A 17,841-nucleotide genomic window follows, 5' to 3' on the forward strand; every position below is an offset into this window, starting at 1 on the left:
TCAGCCCTTGGGGCGGAACGTCGCGCTCTCGACCGGCACCTTGACCTTGATCGGCGCCGAGGTGGCGAAGCGCAGGGTGAACTCGATCTTCTCCCCCACCCGCGGCTTGTGGTCGAGCTTGCCCAGCATCAGGTGGGTGCCGCCGCGCGACAGCGACAGCTTGCCCTTGGCGGGCACCTCCAGCTTCGCCGCGTGCTTCATCTGCGAGCCTTCGGTGGTGTGCATCGTGATGTCGGACGAGAGCGGGCTGGTGACCCCGACCAGCTGGTCGGCCTCGCCGCCGTCGTTCTCGACGGTGAAGTACGCGGCGGCCATGTCGGCCATCGCGGGCTCCGGCAGATAGGCGCCGCTGACGGCCAGTTCGGGCTTGCCGGAGGAGACGGACAGGCGGTCCTTCTCCGACTGGCAGCCGGTGATCAGCAGCAGCCCGCCCGCGAGGACGAGCGGCAGGGCGGTGGCGGTGGCGACGGTGGCCTTGTTCATCTTCTTCGGGCGCATCACGGGTTCTCCCCCTTGACGATCTTCGGGAGATCCTGGGCGTACTGGTCGGACGTGGTGGAAGCGGTGTAGATCCAGTGGCCGGCGTCGTCCTTCGGCGAGAAGCCGACGACCTCGGCGCCGTGGCTGACGGTCACGGAACCGTCCTTCTCCTTCTTGGCGGGCTCGACGAGGATGCCCAGCGGCTTGGCGGCCGCCTGGATCGTCGCGAAGTCGCCGGTCAGGCCGACTATGTCCTGACCGCCCTGGGCGTCGAGCCACTCGCGGATCCGCTTGGGGGTGTCCCGCTCGGGGTCGGTGGTGACGAAGACGACCTGGAGCTTCTCCTGGTCGGCCTTGGGCAGCTTCTTCTCGGCGGCGGCGATGTCGGAGACGACCGTCGAGCAGACGTCGGGGCAGTAGGTGTAGCCGAAGTAGAGCAGGACGGGACGGCCCTTGGTCTCCTTGACCAGCTCGTACTTCTTCTCGGACGTGTCCGTCAGGACCAGGTCCGGCTTGGCCTTGGCGTTGTCCAGGGTGATCGCCCCGGCCTTCTTCGGCTCGGCGGAGACATCGGCGGCGGGCTTGTCGCCGCCGCCGTCGCCCGAGCCGCCGCAGGCCGTCAGCGTGAGCGCGGCCGTCGCGGCGAGGACCGCGCCGAGGATCTTGGTGCGCATGGAGTGCTTCTCCAGAGGTGGTCGGTGTCGCCGACCGGCAGGGCGTGCGTGCCCTGTCGGCCGCGGTACGGGTGTCAGGCGGCGGAGTCGCGGCGGCGGCGCCCGGCGAGCACGCCGAAGGCGGCGCCGGCGGCGCCGACGACGATGCCGACGACACCGAGGACGCGGGCGGTGGTGTCGCTGCCGCCGTCGCTCTTCTTCTCCTCGGCGGTGGCGGTCACCTTCTTGTCGTCCTTCTTGTCGTCCTTCGCGGCGTCGTCGTGGTGGTCGCCGCCGCCCGCGGCGGTGCCCTTCGCGACGAGCTTGAGGACGGGAGCCGGGTGCTCGGGCTCCTCGCCGCCCGGCTTGGACGGGTCGATCCAGCGGACGACGTCGTCGTCGGAGTACGTCTGGAGCGCTTTGAAGACCAGCTCGTCGGCGTCCGTCGGCAGCTGGCCGACGGACAGCGGGAACTGCTGGAACTGACCGGGCTCGATCTTGCCGCCGGTCCAGGTGACCTTGCTGACGGCCTCGTCGATCGACTTGCCGTGCATCTGCACGGGCTTGTCGAGCTTGGTCTTCTCGACCTTCACGTCCCACCCCGGAACGGCCTGCGGCATCACGGAGACCAGCGGGTGCTTGGGGTCGAGGGTGAGCTCCAGCTTCACCGTCGAGGCGTTGTCCTTCTCGTTGGGCACCTTGAGGGCGATGGTGCTGTAGCCGCCCTTCTCGGCGGTGCCGGGCTGCACGCTCACGTGCGCGAAGGCGGGACCGGCGAACAGCAGCAGGCCACCGGCGGTCGCACCGGCGACGAGGGAGGCACGGGCGGCGCGGATACGACGGATCGAGGTCATGGGAAAACTCTCCACTGGCAGGAGGGAACGGAAGGGGATGGCGCGCATGCGGGGACAGCGCGAAACACCCTCCCCCGCCCTGCCGGGTGGTGGAAAGCGATGCGTCGTGCCGTCAGGCCGCGAGGGCGAGGCGCGGCGGCCCCCGCCGGATCACGACGTGCCGCCACTCGGCCTCCCGCGCCGGACGCGTCTCCCGCGCGGCCGTCCACGACCGGGGCACCGCGAGCGGCTCCGCGCCCAGCGCCCGGACGAACGGCAGCAGCGCGAGCGCCAGCGCCCGGACGAGCGCGGACTCCGCGACACCGCGCGCCGACTCGGCCGACAGCCGCACCAGACGCCACAGCGCGGCCTCACCGCGCCGCAGCAACCACCCCAGGGCCAGGGCCGCGAGGACGTGACCCAACGCCATGGCGGGGGAGGGCAGGAGCGCGTGGACGAACGAACCGGCGCCGGAACCCGCGCCGCCACCCGGAGTGGACGCGGCGGCCGGGGCGTGGACGGCCGGGTCGAGGCCGGCGTCGGTGATCACCTGACGGGCCCGGTCGGCGGACATCGGCCGCTGGTCGCAGAGCAACTGCCCGGCGAAGTCGATCAAGTGGCCGTCGGCGCCCGCCCGATGGGCGGCCGCGGCGTCCGCGCCCCGCGCCCCGTGCTGCCCGAGCGCGAAGAGCGTGTGCAGCGCGAGCTGGCCCACGGCCAGCGCGGCCGCGATGCCCGGCAGCGAGCGCTCCCGTCCGGCCAGCGGCGCGGCCACGGCGAAGACCGCCGCGCCCGCCGCGACCAGGGTCCACAGCGGCACCTTCGCGCAGGACGCCAGCACGTGCCCGCCCGCGGACAGCACGACACAGACCGCGGTGAACACCGCGGCCCGGATCAGTCGCAGATCGGCGCCGGCGCGCGCGACGGGGAGAGGCATGACCGCGCCATCATCCCACCGCCCGTACGCGGTCCCTACGGCAGGGTGTCCGGCTCGTCCCCCTGACGCGCCCGGTCACCACCGCCCCGTCCATACACGCCCCCACCCGCGTGGCGCGTCGGCCGAATGAGCGGTCTCACACAGCCGACAGGCTTATGCGGCGCGCCCCGTGGCTATAGGTATCGGTATGTCGAGCCGCAGCCAGGAGGCTGAGCATGAGCATTTGGTGGTCACTCCACTTGCGGCGCGAGGCCGCGAGCGTTCCGCTCGCCCGACGGCTGCTGATCGGTGCCATGGAGACGGCCGGCGTCGACCCCGATACCTCGTACGACCTGGCCGTGGCGCTCAGCGAGGCGTGTGCGAACGCCGTCGAGCACGGCGGTGACGCCTCCACCGGCTATCGCGTGACGGCCCTGATCGACGGCGACACCTGTCGCATCGAGGTGACCGATTCCGGCCCCGGATTCGCCGAACGCCCCCGGTCCCCGCGCCGCCACCCGGCCCGCGCGCACACCAGGACCCCGGCCGCCGTCCATGACGAGCACGGCCGGGGTCTTTTCCTTATCGCGTCCCTCACCGACCACGTCCGGGTCCGCAACCGCCCGGGCCGGGCGGGGGCGGTCGTCAGCTTTGACAAGATCCTCAAGTGGCGGGAGGGCGGCCCGGCGGCCGCGGCGCTGCTGCGGGCGTCGTAAGTCCCGGCGAGGCTTCTCTCCGCTCAGGAGACCTCCAGCGGCACCTGATGGATCTCGTCGGCCGGGTGGCCCGCTCGCTCGTGGACGCGCTTGACCGCCTCCGCCGAGGGCGCCTCGGAGAGGCAGTAGACGGTCCCCGACTTCGGGTCCGCCCACGCGCGCTCGAAGCGCACGCCCTCCGCGCGCTCGATCGCCTGGTCGGCGCGGTGCGCGGCGGCGAGCTGATCCTCGGTGATGCCCTGCATGCCGTGATGGACGTCCATGAACTTCGTCATGGCCCGGCACCTCCCTCGTCGTGGGAAAGCCCCTGAGACCATCATGCGTCCGCGGCCGCCTGTCTCGACGCCCTGCTGGAGGCGTGCGCCGGCCCGGAGGCCCGCGCCGACGATCACGATTCGTGATCGCTGCGGGCTCCGAGTGCTTCTGGTTCGGCGGACCGCCGCGCGATGGACTGGGGCCACACCGGTGAACGACCCGGAACCGCCGGGAGACACCGCGATTTTCAGGAGGCGTCCCGTGCCCATCGTGACCGTCCAGCAGGGCCCCCGCTCCATCGAGCTCAAGCGCGACCTCGTCCAGCGCATCACCGACGCGTTCGTCGACGCCTACCGGATCCCCGCCGAGGCCGTGCAGGTGTGGATCCAGGAGACCCCGGCGGAGAGCTGGGGCCAGGCCGGCGTGCTGACCGCCGACAAGTAGTGCTTGAACGGCCATACACACGAAAGAGCCGCGGCCCCTCGGGGGAGGCCGCGGCTCTTCGGTCGTCCGGGTGCCGGTGGTCCGGCGTCCGGCGTCCGGCTCAGCCCTTCAGGCCGGCCATCCACGCCTCGACGTCGGCGGACGTGCGCGGCAGGGCGGCGGAGAGGTTCCGGTTGCCGTCCTCGGTGACGAGGATGTCGTCCTCGATGCGGACGCCGATGCCCCGGTACTCCTCGGGCACGGTCAGGTCGTCGGCCTGGAAGTACAGGCCGGGCTCCACGGTCAGCACCATGCCGGGCTCCAGGACGCCGTCGACGTAGGTCTCCGTGCGGGCGACCGCGCAGTCGTGGACGTCCAGGCCGAGCATGTGGCCGGTGCCGTGGAGGGTCCAGCGGCGCTGGAGGCCGAGCTCCAGGACGCGCTCGACCGGGCCCTCGACGAGGCCCCACTCGACGAGCTTCTCGGCGAGGACGCGCTGGGCGGCGTCGTGGAAGTCGCGGTACTTGGCGCCCGGCTTCACCGCCGCGATGCCGGCCTCCTGGGCCTCGTACACCGCGTCGTAGATCTTGCGCTGGAGCTCGGTGTACGTGCCGTTGACCGGCAGCGTGCGGGTGACGTCGGCGGTGTAGAGGCTGTTCGTCTCCACGCCGGCGTCGAGCAGCAGCAGGTCGCCGGAGCGGACCGGGCCGTCGTTGCGCACCCAGTGGAGGGTGGTGGCGTGCGGGCCGGCGGCGCAGATGGAGCCGTAGCCGATGTCGTTGCCCTCGACGCGGGCGCGCAGGAAGAACGTTCCTTCGATGTACCGCTCGCTCGTGGCCTCGGCCTTGTCGAGAACCTTCACGACGTCCTCGAAACCGCGGACGGTGGAGTCGACGGCCTTCTGGAGCTCGGCTATCTCGAAGCCGTCCTTGACCAGGCGCTGCTCGCTGATGAAGACGCGCAGCTCCTCGTCGCGCTCGGCGGTGACCTTGTCGGTCAGGGCCGTCTCGACGCCGGCGTCGTGGCCGCGGACGACGCGGACCGGGCCGGTGGCCCCGGCGAGGGTGCCGGCCAGCTCGCGGACGTCGTGGGCGGGCACGCCCAGCAGCCGCTCGGCCTCCGTGAGGCTGTGGCGGCGGCCGACCCAGAGCTCGCCCTGGCCGTCCAGCCAGAACTCGCCGTTCTCGCGGTTCGAGCGGGGCAGGAGGTGGATCGTGGCCTCGTGGCCCTGCTCTCCGGTGGGCTCCAGGACGAGGACGCCGTCCTGCGTCTGGTCGCCGGTGAGGTAGACGTACTCGGTCGAGGCGCGGAAGGCGTACTCGGTGTCGTTCGAGCGGGTCTTCAGGTTGCCCGCCGGGATCACCAGGCGCTCGCCCGGGAAGCGGGCGGAGAGCTCGGCGCGGCGCCGCGCGGTCTCGGCGGCCTGGGGTATCGGCCGCAGATCGTGGAGCTCGGTGTCGGCCCAGCCGGACTTCATGTTGTCTGCGAGCTCGGCGGAGACGGCCGGGTAGAGGCCGTTCTTCCGCTGCTTGATCGGCTCGTCACCTTCAGGGTTTTCGGGTGCGGGCTGCTCGGTCACTGGCTTTCCTCCTCGAACGGGGCCGCTTTCCATCGTATGTGCGGTGGAATGCCCTCGAGAAGGTTGTGCGGACCGTCACTCGAGCGGACTGTCACTCGAGCGGACCGTCATTCGAGCGGACCGTCATTCGGCCGACCGCCATTCGAGCGGACCGTCATTCGAAGTGGGCCACCAGGAGCACGACGTCCTCCGCCGGGTCCGCCGGGTCGCCGCCCTCCGGCTCGGGCAGGACCGTGCGCAGCACGTGGTCCGCGATGGCCTCCGGGTCGCGCCGGGCGGACCGGGGGACGGTCGCCGCCGCCGAGCGCAGCCGGGCGAAGGCCCGGTCCATGCTGTCCCCGGTGCGGTGGAGCAGGCTGTCGCTGTAGAAGAGGAGCGTTTCTCCGGGTTCCGGTTCGATCTCCACGCTGGGCGCCTCCCAGCAGGCCAGCATGCCGAGCGGGGCCGAGAGGGAGGTCTCCACGTACTCGACCCGGCCGGGGCCGACGATCAGCGGTGAGCAGTGGCCCGCCCCGGCGACGACGACCTTTCTGCCCCGGCCCTCGCCCGGGAGGGTCCCGGGGGGCTCGCAGTAGGCGAAGAGGGCCGTCGCCGTGCGGGCGGGCTCGGTCAGTCTGAGCAGCAGCTCCAGGTCGGAGAGGACGGCCACCGGATCCTCGCCCTCCATCACGGCGTACGCGCGCAGGGAGGCCCGCAGCCGGCCCGTCGCGGCGACCGCTCCGGGGCCGGAATCGGTGATGCCGCCGATGGCGAGCCCCAGCGCGCCCTCGGGCAGCGGCAGCGCGTCGAACCAGTTCCCGCCGCCGCGGGGCCCGGTGCGGTGGCGGACGGCGAGGCGGATGCCGGGGATGCGGGGGAGCCTGCTGGGCAGCAGCTCCTCGCGGAGGACGGCCACGGCGTCGCGGGCGCCGGTCAGCTCGATGAGCCGGGCGAGGTGCTCGGCGGCGTAGCCGCAGTAGAGGCCGGCCAGGTGGCGCTGGCGCTCGCTGGGCTCGGCGGGCTCGTCGTAGAGCCATACGGCCGCGCCGACGCGCCCCGCGCCGGGCGGCGCGTCCGCTTCCGGGCCGGACGGCGGCCCCGCCGCCGACTCCAGGGGGAGGGCGTAGCTGGCGGCGTAGCCGAGCCGGGCGGCGACCTCGCGGTACCGGGGGTCGAGGTCGTCCTCGCCCGGGATGTCGGGGTGGATCCTGCCGCTGCGGTCGCCCTCGGGCGGGAGGTCGTCGAGGAGGCGTACGTACGGGCTGCTGTGGGGGCCGGCGTCGTCCGGGACGCGGTACGGGCCGTGGGTCCGGGGGGCGGGGGCCGGGGGGATGGTCTCGATGTGGCCGATGTCGGCGTGGCCGAGGCCCAGGCCGACGGTGACCGGGTGCCCGGTGCCGGAGTCCGGGTGGAGGGTGACGAGGCCGCGTCCGGCTCCCACCAGGGAGGCCCCGGCGCGGAGCAGCTCGCGCAGGGCGGCGTCGAGGTCGGCGGTGCGGCTGAGCCGCTCGGTCAGCTCGTGGAGCGTCGTCAGGTCGGAGACCCAGCCGGCGAGGCGGTCCTGGAAGAGGGTGCCCGAGGCGGGGGAGGACGCCTCGGGAGCGGTGGGGGGAGTGGGGACCGCGGGGGCGGAAGTGTGCGCGGGAGCCGGGACCGGTGGATTGATTCCGGCCACTTTCGGCGGGTGGGGGCTGGTCATGGCGAGCCGCCCGGGCGGGGGCGTGCGCGGCCGCTCCCGGGACCCGTCCGGGAGCAGGCCCGGGGTGGCCCGCCGGGCCCGCACGACCAGTGGGTTGGCCTGGGTGTTCCGCTCAATAGCACCGCAAACCCCCTGTCGTGTTGCGCGCTATCAGTGCTCCACATGTACACGCCCGGGCAAGGGGATGTCCAGCATTGGACCAGTGGGATTCATGGTGTCTGGTGAGGCTTCCGCCCTCGTCGAAGTTCCCCGAAGTTTGGCCGGAAAATAGTGCCGTGGCCCTGGAATTGCGATCGACTGGCCTCGCTCCAGCAGCGCGTCACATCCACCGTGGTGGGTACGTACTCGGAGAAGGGCAGCGGCAGTTGGGGCCGCCCCGCAACCCGGCGGCGGGCCCGAGCGTCTTATCGGTCAACGGCCACGCCCATCCCCGAGCGGCGTGGGGCAACCCATGCCGCAGGCGAGGGGCGCACCGGCTCAGCACGAAGCGCCATGCGCGCGCCACCCCCCGCCAGGTTTCACGCTCGGCCCGTGGCGTGATGCGCTGCGTCGTACGCGCAGTGACTTTGATCCACGTGGTGTGCCGGTCCGGGAGCCACGGCGCGGCGCGGTCCGCGCCGAGCAGTGCCCGTAGTGCCATGTAGTCCCCTCGTTTCGCGGGGACTACACGCAATTCCCGCAATGCTTCCGCAGTTCTTGCAGTTCCCGCAGTTCCGCAGTTCCAGCAGCACCCCTGCACCGCTCAGCGTCATGTACGTGCAATACGGCCCCTGCCGACGGGCAAGGGCCCACCTTCGGCGTTCACGGAAAGGAACGAGCGCTCATGCGCGAGATCCTCGGAAGGCGACGCAAGCTCTCCCTCCGGCGGGCCGGCCGCTCGGCCGTACTCACCGCGGCCCTGACCTACGCGACGGAGTGGCAGTGGCCCGTGCTCCCCGGTGTCGGCCTGCGGCCCGGCATCGGCCGCGTACGCGAGTGCGGCTGCCCCGACCCGGACTGCGCGGTCCCCGGCGCCCACCCCTTCGACCCGGGGCTGCTGGCGGCCACCACCGACGCCAGGATGGTCCGCTGGTGGTGGACCAATCGCCCGGAGGCGCCCGTGGTCCTCGCCACCGGCGGCCGGGCGCCGTGCGCGGTGAGCCTGCCGGCGGTGGCCGGTGCCCGCGCGCTGGCCGCGTTCGACAGGGCGGGCGTCCGGCTCGGCCCGGTGGTGGCCACCCCCACCCGCTGGTCCCTGCTGGTGGCGCCCTACTCGCTCGAAGTCCTCGGCGAACTCCTGCACAGCCAGGACTGGGTGCCCGGGGCGCTGCGCTTCCATGGTGAGGGCGGGTACGCCGTGCTGCCGCCCTCGCCCACGGGCGCGGGCCGGGTGCGCTGGGAGCGGGCCCCGAGGCCGGCGGGCGCCACCGCCGGGCGAGGCGGACGCTCCGCTTCCAAGCGGCGGCTCGACGGTCTGGCCCGGCCCTGGCTGCCCGATGTGGCCACGGTCATCGACGTCCTGGTCGAGCAGACCGTCGGCGCCACGGGCAGCCAGGGCGGCGGCACCAGGCTCGCCCACTGAGGCGCTGGTCCACTGAGGCACTGGGGCATTGAGGCACCGGGGTGCTGAGGCACTGGGGCCGCTGAGGCACCGGGGTACTGGGGCCGGGGCGCTGAGCCCGTCCCCGGGCGTACCCGGGGGCTCGGCGGGGGCCTGGCCGGCTTCAGGAGCGCGTACGGACGGGAGACGCACGCGCTCGCACTCCTCGCTCTTTCCTCGGACTCGCTCTCTCCTCGGACTCACTCGTCCGGGACTCACTCTTCCGGGTGTAAGCCGGGGAGAGAAGCGCAGGAAACGGCCGCGCGAGGCCCCGAAGGGCCGCGTCGTGCCCGTATGTTCGGGATCCGGGCAGTGCCGGGCGCCTGACAAGGCGCCGTCGGCCCGGCGGGGCGAGGGTTCGCGCGGGTCCGTACCGGGGTCATCGGTGCGGGGCCCTTGAGGCGTACCGCGCCGCGAAATCCGTTCCGTGTCCCGCGGTCGCGCGCTCGAGCGCCCGTGGCGAGTCGCAGGTGGTCCCATGGTGCGTGCGTCCAGTGTTCCCGGCAGTGTTCCCGGCGCGACCGGGCAGCGCGCGGCGAATCTCCGGATGATCGCGCTCGCGAGCGCGGTGGTGCTGGCGGTGGTGCTGCCGCTGGCCGTCGCCGCGGCGGGCCCGGCGGGGGTGGCGGGCCGGGAGAAGGCCCGGACCAAGCCGGATTCCGGCGCTTCGGGAGCGTCCGGGGCTTTGGGGGCCGCCGGGGCGGAATCCGGAAGGGGCGCCGGCCGGGAACGTGCCGGCGGGGATGCCGCGCGGGCCGGTGCCCGGGGTGCGGCGGGCGGCCCGCGCCCGGCCGGATTCGGCACGCCGGGATCCGCGCGCGGCTCCCTCGGGCAGGGCGCCGCCGACGGCCGCGACCCGGCGGACCCGTTCGCTCCGGCCCTGGGCACGGGCCTCGCGGGCGCCACCCGGTGCGGTCCCGAACTCGGTTCGCCGGAGGGCGTGGAGGCTCAGACCTGCGTCCTCGAACGGGACCGGGACACCTGGGCCCGCACGTACTACCGCAACGCGACGGGCGCGCCCCTGGTCGGCGTGCTGACCCTGATGGCCCCCGACGGCCGGACGGTGCAGGTGAACTGCGAGCTCGCCGCAACCGATGATCCGGACATGTGCGAGACCCCCCACGAGCGGACCGTGCGCGGACATGGCTCGTATGCGGCGGTCTCGGAGATCGCTTCACCGGATGGGAAGCTCCTCCTCCGCTCCGGGAGCAACTCGGCGGCGCCCGAGGACGGTTAGTCCGGGCTCGCGCCGGGGGCCTACGGGGCGTTCACCCCGCGGGGTGGCGGGAGTCCGCTGCGGGCGCCCCCTGGGCCGGCTGTGAGCCCGTACGCGCATCGCCGCGCCCAGGGCGTACGCGGTGGCGTCCGAGGCGGGGCGGGCCGCTGTTCAGGGGCCGGGAGCGGGCGCGGGCCGAGATGGCGGGCGCCGGAGAGTTACCGGGAGGCGGCGGACGGAGCCTGATGGGCGTCCGGTCGGCATCGAGGGAGCCTGGCGGGTGTCCGGCCGACGGTCGTTCGGCGCTCATTCGGCGCCCGTTCGGCGTCCGGGCATGGAAACGCCCGGTCGCTGGCGACGGGGGATGCACCAGCGACCGGGCTCCTAGAACGGTAACAAGAGATCTGCGGTTCGCAAATTCGATCGTGGATTTCCGGACGCCGATTTCCGGTCTGACAGCGGGAGTTGTGACAGGAGTCACGCGGCTTGACCGGTCGTTTACCGTTCCGGGGCGCCGGAAGTGCCCCATCCGGCCCTGTTCGACGGCGCGGCCGATTCCGGGTGGGTGGCGGGGCGGACGGCGGGGCGTGACCGAATGACGATCACGGGAGTTCGCGTGATCGTCATCGGCGGGCCGCCCCGCCGACCGTCCCAGGCGGCGTCAGTTCAGGGTGACCTGACGGCTCGTGAGGCCACTGCGGGCGCGGCGCTCCTCGGGGGTCAGCGGCGTCTCGTCCGCCAGCGCCGTCGCCAGCCGCTCCGCGAGGGCCTCCGCCGGCTTCTGCACGTCCTCCGCGCGCATCGCGGACGGCAGGTCCCACACCGGCACGGTCAGCCCGTGCGCGCGGAACGAGCCGACGAGGCGGGTGCCCTCGCCGAGCGAGCTCGTGCCGGCCGCGTGCAGCCGCGCGAGGGCGTCCAGCAGCCGCTCCTCCGGCTCGGTCATCACCCAGCGCAGGTGGTTCTTCTCCGGCGTCTCGCACCAGTAGGCGGAGCCGACGCCGGAGAGCCGGACGGTCGGGATCGCGGCGGCGTTGGCCCGCTCCAGCGAAGCGGCGACCTCACCGGTGGCGCCCTCCGCGTTCTCCACCCAGAACTCGAAGCCCGTGTGGACGACGGGCTCGAAGGGGGCGGCCGGGTCCAGCAGGTCCTGGAGACGCGGCCCCTCGGCGCCGCCCCGCTCGGCGGCGACCGGGGTGCCGGGCTCGGCCTTCAGGGCGCGCAGCAGGGTGTCGGCCAGGTCGCGGCTGAGGTCACCGGTCGCGGTGTCGTTCTGCAGCCCCAGCAGCACGGCGCCGTTGTCGCGGCGCAGGGCGGGCCAGGCCATCGGCAGCACCGTCGCCAGGGTCACCGACGGCACGCCCTCCGGCAGCCCGTCCTTCAGCTTCAGCTCCACCGTCGCGGCGGGCACCAGCTCGCGCAGGGCGACCCAGTCGGCCTCGCCGGGCAGTCCCTCGAAGGGGCGCCGCACCAGCTCGACGGCGGCCTGGGTGGCGGCACGGCCGTGGCAGGCCTTGTAGCGGCGGCCCGAGCCGCAGGGGCAGGGCTCACGGGCGCCGACGACGGGGACCACCACGTCACCGGCGTGCGGCTGGGCGGCCTTGGTCTGGGGGCGGCGCTTCTTGGCCATGGTGTGCGTGTCTCCCGATCGAATGCGTCCGTGCCCGCCCGTGCCCGTCTGTCCGTCCGTCTGTCCGTCCGGCGGTGGTGCGTGGCGCGGGCCCGGTGCTGGTCGATTTCTCGATTTCCGAGGCAGGCCGATTGCCTGCGGGCGCGAGCCTAGCGCCCGGCTGTGACGGCACGGCCGGGCACGCGGGAGAGGTCGCGCGGGCGGGCGCGTACGGGGGCGCGCCGCGCGGGCCGACGGGGGGATGGGCGATGGGGCGATGGGGGTGGGCCGGCGCCGACGACGGTACGTACGCGCCGGTTTCGCTACGCGCGTCAACGCGGCGAGCGAGCGGGCCGGGCGGCTACGTCAGATCGGATAGATCGGACAGGCCGGTCAGATCGCCGAACTCGGTGAGGCCGGGGAAACCCAGGGTGGCGGCCGGGCCGGGATCGACGCGCGTAGCGAAACCGGCGCGTGCGGAGAGCGCCGCCCAGACCGTCACCTCGCCCGTGGCGTCGCGGACGCCCCAGTCCTGGGAGAGCGCGTTGATGATGTTCAGTCCGCGGCCGCCGCGCGCGGTGACCGAGGGAGTGGCCGGAAAGGGGCGGGTGGGCCCGCCGCCGTCGGTCACCTCGACCGTGAGCCTGCCGCGCCCGTCCATCCGCCAGGCGGCCCTGACGAGACCGGGGTCGTCCGCGCCCCGCTCGCCCTTGTCGCGGCCGTCGCGGCTCAGCGGGCGCCCGTGGCGGTACGCGTTGCTGAGCAGCTCGGAAAGGATCAGTACCGCGTCGTCGATGACCGAATCCGGTACCCCGCCGGCGCGCAATTCCTTGCGCATCCGGTGTCTCGCCTCGCCCACACCGGCAGGACCATGGGGTACGGCCATGATCGACGACGTGGGCACCTCCTGTGCCACCACCAACGCCACCCCCGAGACCTCCTTTGCCCCACGTCAGGGGATGGATGCCCCAATGGACTGGACCGGAAACCGGCCAACCTCCGGCCGGTGGGGCACTCACGACGGCCGCATACGCACCGAACGCGCCGGTGCACTCCTTGTAATGGCGCCGGAGCCTCCGGATCAGCCGAACGGCCGATCAAGGCCGACGTTCGACGACGGCTACTTCCGGCCGAGCTGGGTCAGGACGGCCTTGGGCCGGTTGGTGATGATGGCGTCCACACCGAGGCGGACGCACAGCTCGACGTCCTCCGGCTCGTTCACCGTCCAGACGTGCACGGCGTTGCCCGCGCGGCGCAGCCGTGTCACGTAGTCGGGGTTGTTGCGGACGATGCGGATGCTGGGCCCGGCGATCCCCACGCCCCGGGGCAGCCGGCCGTCGCGGTAGCGGGGGTTGACGAACTGCATCAGATAGACGGTGGGCAGCGCGGGCGCCGCGGCCCGCACCCGGTGCAGGGACCGGGCCGAGAAGCTCATCACCCGTACGGGCGAGGGCTCGTCCGGCGACGGATGGGCCAGGCCGAAGCGGTCCAGCAGGGCCAGCAGCCGCTCCTCGACCTGGCCGGCCCAGCGGGTGGGGTGCTTGGTCTCGATGGCCAGCTCGACCCTGCGCCCGGAGTCGGCGACCAGCTCCAGCAGCCGCTCCAGGGTGAGCACGGAGGTGCTCTCGCGGTCGGCGGCGAGGCCGCTCACCCGCGCCGGGTCGGGGTCGGTGTCGCGGTCCGGCGCCTCGGGCTCGCCCGCCGCGGCCTTCCACGAGCCGAAGTCCAGGGCCGCGAGGTCGGCCAGCTCCAGGGTGGACACGGCGCCCCGCCCGTTGGACGTGCGGTTGACCCGGCGGTCGTGGACGCAGACGAGATGCCCGTCGGCGGTCAGCCGCACATCGCACTCCAGGGCGTCCGCGCCGTCCTCGATCGCCTTGCGATAGGCGGCCAGGGTGTGTTCCGGAGCGTCCTCGGAGGCTCCGCGGTGGGCGACGACGTCGAGGAGGTGGCGCTCTTGGGTCACCGCGTTATGGTGCCACCGGCTGGCACAATCGCGCATGGGGGACGATTTGTCGGTAGTAAGCACCGGCGGCCGAGGTCACAGGCTCCGCTTACGGTGGCCTGACGCGCCATGGGAAAGGCTGGACGCGGACCCTGGTGATCGTGGCCGGGCATGAGGATTGGACAGAGGAGACAACAGTGAGCACCGAGAACGAGGGCGCCTCCGTTCCGTCCGCGGCTGAGCCGCGGCCGGAGTCTCCGACATCACCGCCAGCCGACGCTCCGGCGCCGGCGGGGGAGCGGACGACGCAGCTGCCTCCTGTAGCGCTGGAGAAGGAGGCACCGGCGCCCGCCGCGTCCTCTACTCCCGCCGAGCCCGCCGCGTCCGCCGTGGATCCCGCCGCCGGGCCCGAGTACGGACAGCAGACGCCCCCGATCACGCCCCCGATCACACCTCCGGTCGAGGCCGCGACCGCGCAGTTCCCGGCCGGCCCGCCGCAGCCCGCGTACAACGCCACGAACGCCACCGGCGTCCCCATGCCCGGCACTCCGGACGCCGGCCAGTGGTACGGCGGCGCGGCGGCGCCCCCGCCGTACGGCGGGGCGGCCGCGCCCTGGGGCGCCCCGACCCCGCCGCCGCGGCGCGGCCGGTCGGGCGGCCTGGTGGCGGCCGTGCTCGCCGCGGCCTTGGTCGCGGGCGGTGTCGGCGGCGGCGTCGGCTACTGGGCGGCCAAGGGGGGCGACGACAGCTCCACGACGGTCTCCTCCTCCGGCGACCCGAAGATCGAGAGCCGTACGCCGGGTTCGGTCGCGGACATCGCGAGCAAGGCGCTGCCCAGCGTCGTGACCATCGAGGCGCAGAGCAGCAACGGTGAGGGCGGTACGGGCACGGGCTTCGTCTACGACACCCAGGGCCACATCCTCACCAACAACCACGTGGTCGCCTCGGCCGCCGACAGCGGCAAGCTCTCGGTGACGTTCTCCGACGGCAAGAACTACGACGCGGAGGTGCTGGGGCGCGCGCAGGGCTACGACGTCGCGGTCATCAAGCTGAAGAACCCTTCCGGCGCCAAGCTCACCCCGCTTCCGCTCGGCGACTCCGACAAGGCGGCGGTGGGCGACGCGACGGTCGCCATCGGCGCGCCCTTCGGGCTGTCCGGCACGGTCACGACCGGCATCGTCAGCGCCAAGAAGCGCCCGGTCGCCTCCAGCGACGGGGGCAGCGGCGGGCAGGCCTCGTACATGAGCGCCCTGCAGACGGACGCGTCGATCAACCCGGGCAACTCCGGCGGCCCGCTGCTCAACGCCCAGGGCGCGGTCATCGGCATCAACTCCGCCATCCAGTCGGCGGGCAACGGCGGCGGCGGATTCGGCGGCGGCCAGGGCCAGTCCGGCAGCATCGGCCTGGGCTTCGCCATCCCGATCAACCAGGCGAAGAACGTCGCCCAGCAGCTGATGAAGGACCACACGCCGATCTACCCGGTCATCTCGGCGACGGTCAACATGAAGGACAACGTCAACGGCGCCCGGATCGCCTCGGGCGGCGGCGACGGCGGCAGCCAGTCCGTCACCCCGGGCGGCCCGGCCGACAAGGCCGGCCTCAAGCCGGGCGACGTCATCACCAAACTGGACGACACCACGATCGACAGCGGCCCCACTCTCATCAGCGAGATCTGGACCCACAAGCCGGGTGACAAGGTCACCGTCACCTACGTCCGCGACGGCAAGCAGGCGACGACGGAGATCACGCTGGGCGAGCGCCGCGGCGACAAGGTGGGCTGACGCCCGCCGGCCCCTGGCCCGCCTCCAGCCTCTCGCTTTTCGGGCAAAAGTCGCATAATGGCCGTGTAGCACCCATCCGGAGCTCTCCCCTGCCCGGGGAGGGCTCGCCGACCTCCACCAGGAGGTGCGCTCATGGCCGGTGGCGACTTCTACACACACGACAGGCCGGAGAACCCACGACTGCCGGAGGACCGGCCGCGCGGAGGCAGACCGGGAAGCGCCGCGCTGGCGCACCACCCCATGCGGATCGGCGTCGTCATCGTCATCGCCGTCCTCGTGGTGCTGGCCTTCGGGATCATGCTCTTCCCCTAGACCACCGGCCGGCCCCATGACCATCCAGTGGCGGCCGGGCCTCCACTCCCAATCCGCGTACCCGGTAGGCTGTCCACGCGTCGCCCCCGGTGGGCGACGCGTGGAGACTTGCCCGAGCGGCCTAAGGGAACGGTCTTGAAAACCGTCGTGGCAGCGATGTCACCGTGGGTTCAAATCCCACAGTCTCCGCCAGCGCTGCGTTGACGCAGCACGGAAGGGGCGCCCGGAGGAATCCGGGCGCCCCTTCCGCGTTTTGGGGGCGGTGAGCCGCCGTGCCGGTCCGTTTCGTTTGGGCTTGATCAACAGACGTAGCATGACGGGAGATTTATCCGTTTCTTATGACAAGCAGGTGCGTACATGAAGTTGGCTCGTGCGTCGGTCCTCGTCGCGGCCGTGGCGATCGCCCCGGCCGTGCTGCTCTCCTCGCCGGCGGTGGCCGCCGGTGGTGGGCAGCCCGTCGCTGTTCCGGTGGTGGAGAAGGCCGGTGACGCGAAGCCGGGCGGGGGTTCGAGGGAGGCGGACGAGCGGGACGAGAAGAACCGGATCGCCATCTTCAAGATCCTCGGCGACAAGAGCTCCGGCGTCGGTGTCCGCGAGGGCGCGCAGAAGGCGCTCGACGGTACGCCCGAGGATCGCGCGCGGTTCCTGGAGGTCGGTCAGCACGAGCAGCGGCTGATCGACGACGAGGTGCGGGTCTCCCAGATCATCAACTCCGGTGGCCCCACGGTGAAGGAATACGGCAAGGCCGCCCTGCAGAAGGGCACCCCCGAGGCCATCAAGCGCTTCCTTGAGGAGGAGCTGCCCTTCGCCCGTAAGACGGACCTCCGGATCAAGGTCACGCAGGTCGGTGGCGCCGGTGGCCCTGCCGTGCACAAGGCTGCCTACGACGCGTTGAGCGCCGACACGGACGAGGCTCTCAACCACTTCCTCGAGGTGGGCCAGTACGAGGCCGCCAAGAAGGACAAGGCCGCCGGGGAAGCGGGCAAGGGCAAGGACGGCGGCAAGGACGACAAGGGCGCCAAGCCCTCGGCCTCGGCCTCCGCCTCTGCCTCCGCCGGCCAGGCGAAGCCGGCCGGCGGGGCCGAGCAGCCCAAGCAGGGCGATGCTGCCGGTGCCACGGCGAAGCCGTCCGCCTCCACCTCCGCCTCCGCGTCGGCCCAGGGCTCCGGGGCCTCCGCCAACGGCGGCGGCTCCGAACTCGCCTTCACCGGCGCCGGTTCCGCCACCCCGTGGATCGTCGGCGGCACCGTCGTCGTCCTCGGTGCGGGTGCGGGGCTGGTCGTCGCCTCGCGGCGACGTGGTGCCGCCCAGCGCTGACGTTCGCGCGGAAACGAGCGTTTGCGTGATCGCCGGGTAATGCCCGCGTAATGGCTGTGCAAAAACTCACGGCCCGCGCCTGGAACGCCGGGGTCCCCGCCCGCATCCCACAGGGCACATCCATTCGCCATGTGCCCTGTGCTGCTCGTCGGGCAGCCGACCCCAGCGGAGCGACGCCATGACGCATTCACCTTCCGGTCTCCACGCGCCCCCGAGCGCCGTACCGCCACCGCCGCGGCGCCGTTCCTCGCGCGGCAAGCGGTGGGCCGTCGTGGTGGCCTGCGTGGTCGCGCTCGGGCTGATCGCCTGGCCCGTGATGGTCCACTACGAGATACCCCCCTTCACGGACAAGGGCGACCCCGTCAGCTACGGCAAGATCGAACAGCCGGAGCAGGGGAAGGGGAGCGGGAACGGGAAGGGCGGGGGCGGCGCCTCCGCGGCGCCGGTGGACTCCAAGGTGCTCATGCCGACCGGGCCCGCCGCCGACTTCAAGAACGCGCGAACCCTGGACGACGGCACCCACGTCAGTCTCGTGACGCTCGAGGGCAA

16 protein-coding genes, 1 tRNA gene and 2 pseudogenes are annotated in these 17,841 nt (G+C 72.9%); 9 read left to right on the forward strand and 10 right to left on the reverse strand.

The window, feature by feature from the left end:
• The 4 genes from ACX9I7_RS06330 to ACX9I7_RS06345 form a co-directional block, all read right to left on the reverse strand.
• Complete coding sequence (locus ACX9I7_RS06330) at window positions 1-498, reverse strand: copper chaperone PCu(A)C (RefSeq protein ID WP_387573144.1); 498 nt, start codon at window positions 496-498, stop codon at window positions 1-3.
• A complete protein-coding gene (locus tag ACX9I7_RS06335) occupies window positions 498-1,154 on the reverse strand; it encodes an SCO family protein (RefSeq protein ID WP_189455406.1) in 657 nt (218 codons plus the stop codon). Before ACX9I7_RS06335 ends, ACX9I7_RS06330 begins: the two co-directional genes overlap by 1 nt.
• A gap of 74 nt (window positions 1,155-1,228) precedes the next feature.
• Entirely contained in the window at window positions 1,229-1,987 is a 759-nt protein-coding gene (locus ACX9I7_RS06340; protein ID WP_387573147.1) for a YcnI family copper-binding membrane protein, read from the reverse strand.
• A gap of 112 nt (window positions 1,988-2,099) precedes the next feature.
• Window positions 2,100-2,903 carry a hypothetical protein gene (locus ACX9I7_RS06345; protein ID WP_459386733.1) on the reverse strand — a complete coding sequence of 268 codons (804 nt, stop codon included), beginning with the start codon at window positions 2,901-2,903 and terminating at the stop codon, window positions 2,100-2,102.
• Window positions 2,904-3,118: 215 nt separating this feature from the next.
• Between ACX9I7_RS06345 and ACX9I7_RS06350 the strand changes: the two genes are divergently transcribed.
• On the forward strand, window positions 3,119-3,598 hold the full coding sequence (locus tag ACX9I7_RS06350) for an ATP-binding protein (protein ID WP_126915109.1): 480 nt from the start codon (window positions 3,119-3,121) through the stop codon (window positions 3,596-3,598).
• Between the two features lie 23 nt (window positions 3,599-3,621).
• Here ACX9I7_RS06350 and ACX9I7_RS06355 read toward each other — a convergent pair whose 3' ends face one another.
• Window positions 3,622-3,873: an SCO4226 family nickel-binding protein gene (locus tag ACX9I7_RS06355; RefSeq protein WP_387573153.1), complete on the reverse strand. Its 252-nt coding sequence runs from the start codon at window positions 3,871-3,873 to the stop codon at window positions 3,622-3,624.
• Between the two features lie 241 nt (window positions 3,874-4,114).
• Between ACX9I7_RS06355 and dmpI the strand changes: the two genes are divergently transcribed.
• A complete protein-coding gene (gene dmpI / locus ACX9I7_RS06360) occupies window positions 4,115-4,297 on the forward strand; it encodes a 4-oxalocrotonate tautomerase DmpI (protein ID WP_387573155.1) in 183 nt (60 codons plus the stop codon).
• Between the two features lie 100 nt (window positions 4,298-4,397).
• Here the strand turns inward: dmpI and ACX9I7_RS06365 are convergent, their stop codons facing one another.
• Window positions 4,398-5,855, reverse strand: coding sequence for an aminopeptidase P family protein (locus ACX9I7_RS06365; protein WP_387573158.1), 1,458 nt, complete (start codon window positions 5,853-5,855; stop codon window positions 4,398-4,400).
• A gap of 154 nt (window positions 5,856-6,009) precedes the next feature.
• Window positions 6,010-7,533, reverse strand: a complete 1,524-nt coding sequence (locus ACX9I7_RS06370) for a PP2C family protein-serine/threonine phosphatase (protein WP_459386734.1) — start codon at window positions 7,531-7,533, stop codon at window positions 6,010-6,012.
• Window positions 7,534-8,356: 823 nt separating this feature from the next.
• On the opposite strand from ACX9I7_RS06370, the gene ACX9I7_RS06375 reads away from it, so the two are divergent.
• Both ACX9I7_RS06375 and ACX9I7_RS06380 read left to right on the forward strand, forming a co-directional pair.
• On the forward strand, window positions 8,357-9,094 hold the full coding sequence (locus tag ACX9I7_RS06375; RefSeq protein ID WP_386725610.1) for a bifunctional DNA primase/polymerase: 738 nt from the start codon (window positions 8,357-8,359) through the stop codon (window positions 9,092-9,094).
• A 496-nt stretch (window positions 9,095-9,590) separates the two neighbouring features.
• Window positions 9,591-10,349, forward strand: coding sequence for a hypothetical protein (locus ACX9I7_RS06380; RefSeq protein ID WP_459386735.1), 759 nt, complete (start codon window positions 9,591-9,593; stop codon window positions 10,347-10,349).
• 640 nt (window positions 10,350-10,989) lie between these two features.
• Here the strand turns inward: ACX9I7_RS06380 and ACX9I7_RS06385 are convergent.
• The 3 genes and pseudogenes from ACX9I7_RS06385 to ACX9I7_RS06395 form a co-directional block, all read right to left on the reverse strand.
• Complete coding sequence (locus ACX9I7_RS06385) at window positions 10,990-11,958, reverse strand: DUF5926 family protein (protein ID WP_387573168.1); 969 nt, start codon at window positions 11,956-11,958, stop codon at window positions 10,990-10,992.
• 340 nt (window positions 11,959-12,298) lie between these two features.
• Window positions 12,299-12,952 (reverse strand): annotated as a pseudogene (locus ACX9I7_RS06390) (ATP-binding protein).
• 105 nt (window positions 12,953-13,057) lie between these two features.
• Window positions 13,058-13,903, reverse strand: a complete 846-nt coding sequence (locus ACX9I7_RS06395) for a glycerophosphodiester phosphodiesterase (protein ID WP_459386736.1) — start codon at window positions 13,901-13,903, stop codon at window positions 13,058-13,060.
• Between the two features lie 176 nt (window positions 13,904-14,079).
• Between ACX9I7_RS06395 and ACX9I7_RS06400 the strand changes: the two genes are divergently transcribed.
• From ACX9I7_RS06400 to ACX9I7_RS06420, 5 genes and pseudogenes are all read left to right on the forward strand, one after another.
• Window positions 14,080-15,663: a S1C family serine protease gene (locus tag ACX9I7_RS06400; RefSeq protein WP_459386737.1), complete on the forward strand. Its 1,584-nt coding sequence runs from the start codon at window positions 14,080-14,082 to the stop codon at window positions 15,661-15,663.
• 132 nt (window positions 15,664-15,795) lie between these two features.
• On the forward strand, window positions 15,796-15,975 hold the full coding sequence (locus ACX9I7_RS06405) for a hypothetical protein (RefSeq protein WP_358633943.1): 180 nt from the start codon (window positions 15,796-15,798) through the stop codon (window positions 15,973-15,975).
• 102 nt (window positions 15,976-16,077) lie between these two features.
• Window positions 16,078-16,167: transfer RNA gene (locus ACX9I7_RS06410), tRNA-Ser, on the forward strand.
• Window positions 16,168-16,332: 165 nt separating this feature from the next.
• The gene (locus ACX9I7_RS06415) at window positions 16,333-17,292 is read left to right on the forward strand and encodes an LAETG motif-containing sortase-dependent surface protein (protein ID WP_459386738.1); all 960 of its coding nucleotides are present in this window, start codon (window positions 16,333-16,335) and stop codon (window positions 17,290-17,292) included.
• Between the two features lie 178 nt (window positions 17,293-17,470).
• Window positions 17,471-17,841, forward strand: a pseudogene (locus tag ACX9I7_RS06420) (hypothetical protein); the annotation flags it as partial.

Source organism: Streptomyces sp. L500 (assembly GCF_054551825.1).

Bases quoted from the DNA above. Each gene is read 5' to 3' on its own strand.
- ACX9I7_RS06355 (WP_387573153.1), bottom strand. From the start codon at position 3,873: ATGACGAAGTTCATGGACGTCCATCACGGCATGCAGGGCATCACCGAG.
- ACX9I7_RS06415 (WP_459386738.1), top strand. From the start codon at position 16,333: ATGAAGTTGGCTCGTGCGTCGGTCCTCGTCGCGGCCGTGGCGATCGCC.
- ACX9I7_RS06385 (WP_387573168.1), bottom strand. From the start codon at position 11,958: ATGGCCAAGAAGCGCCGCCCCCAGACCAAGGCCGCCCAGCCGCACGCC.
- ACX9I7_RS06405 (WP_358633943.1), top strand. From the start codon at position 15,796: ATGGCCGGTGGCGACTTCTACACACACGACAGGCCGGAGAACCCACGA.
- ACX9I7_RS06350 (WP_126915109.1), top strand. From the start codon at position 3,119: ATGAGCATTTGGTGGTCACTCCACTTGCGGCGCGAGGCCGCGAGCGTT.
- ACX9I7_RS06340 (WP_387573147.1), bottom strand. From the start codon at position 1,987: ATGACCTCGATCCGTCGTATCCGCGCCGCCCGTGCCTCCCTCGTCGCC.
- ACX9I7_RS06370 (WP_459386734.1), bottom strand. From the start codon at position 7,533: ATGACCAGCCCCCACCCGCCGAAAGTGGCCGGAATCAATCCACCGGTC.
- ACX9I7_RS06380 (WP_459386735.1), top strand. From the start codon at position 9,591: ATGGTGCGTGCGTCCAGTGTTCCCGGCAGTGTTCCCGGCGCGACCGGG.
- ACX9I7_RS06335 (WP_189455406.1), bottom strand. From the start codon at position 1,154: ATGCGCACCAAGATCCTCGGCGCGGTCCTCGCCGCGACGGCCGCGCTC.
- ACX9I7_RS06345 (WP_459386733.1), bottom strand. From the start codon at position 2,903: ATGCCTCTCCCCGTCGCGCGCGCCGGCGCCGATCTGCGACTGATCCGG.
- ACX9I7_RS06330 (WP_387573144.1), bottom strand. From the start codon at position 498: ATGCGCCCGAAGAAGATGAACAAGGCCACCGTCGCCACCGCCACCGCC.
- ACX9I7_RS06375 (WP_386725610.1), top strand. From the start codon at position 8,357: ATGCGCGAGATCCTCGGAAGGCGACGCAAGCTCTCCCTCCGGCGGGCC.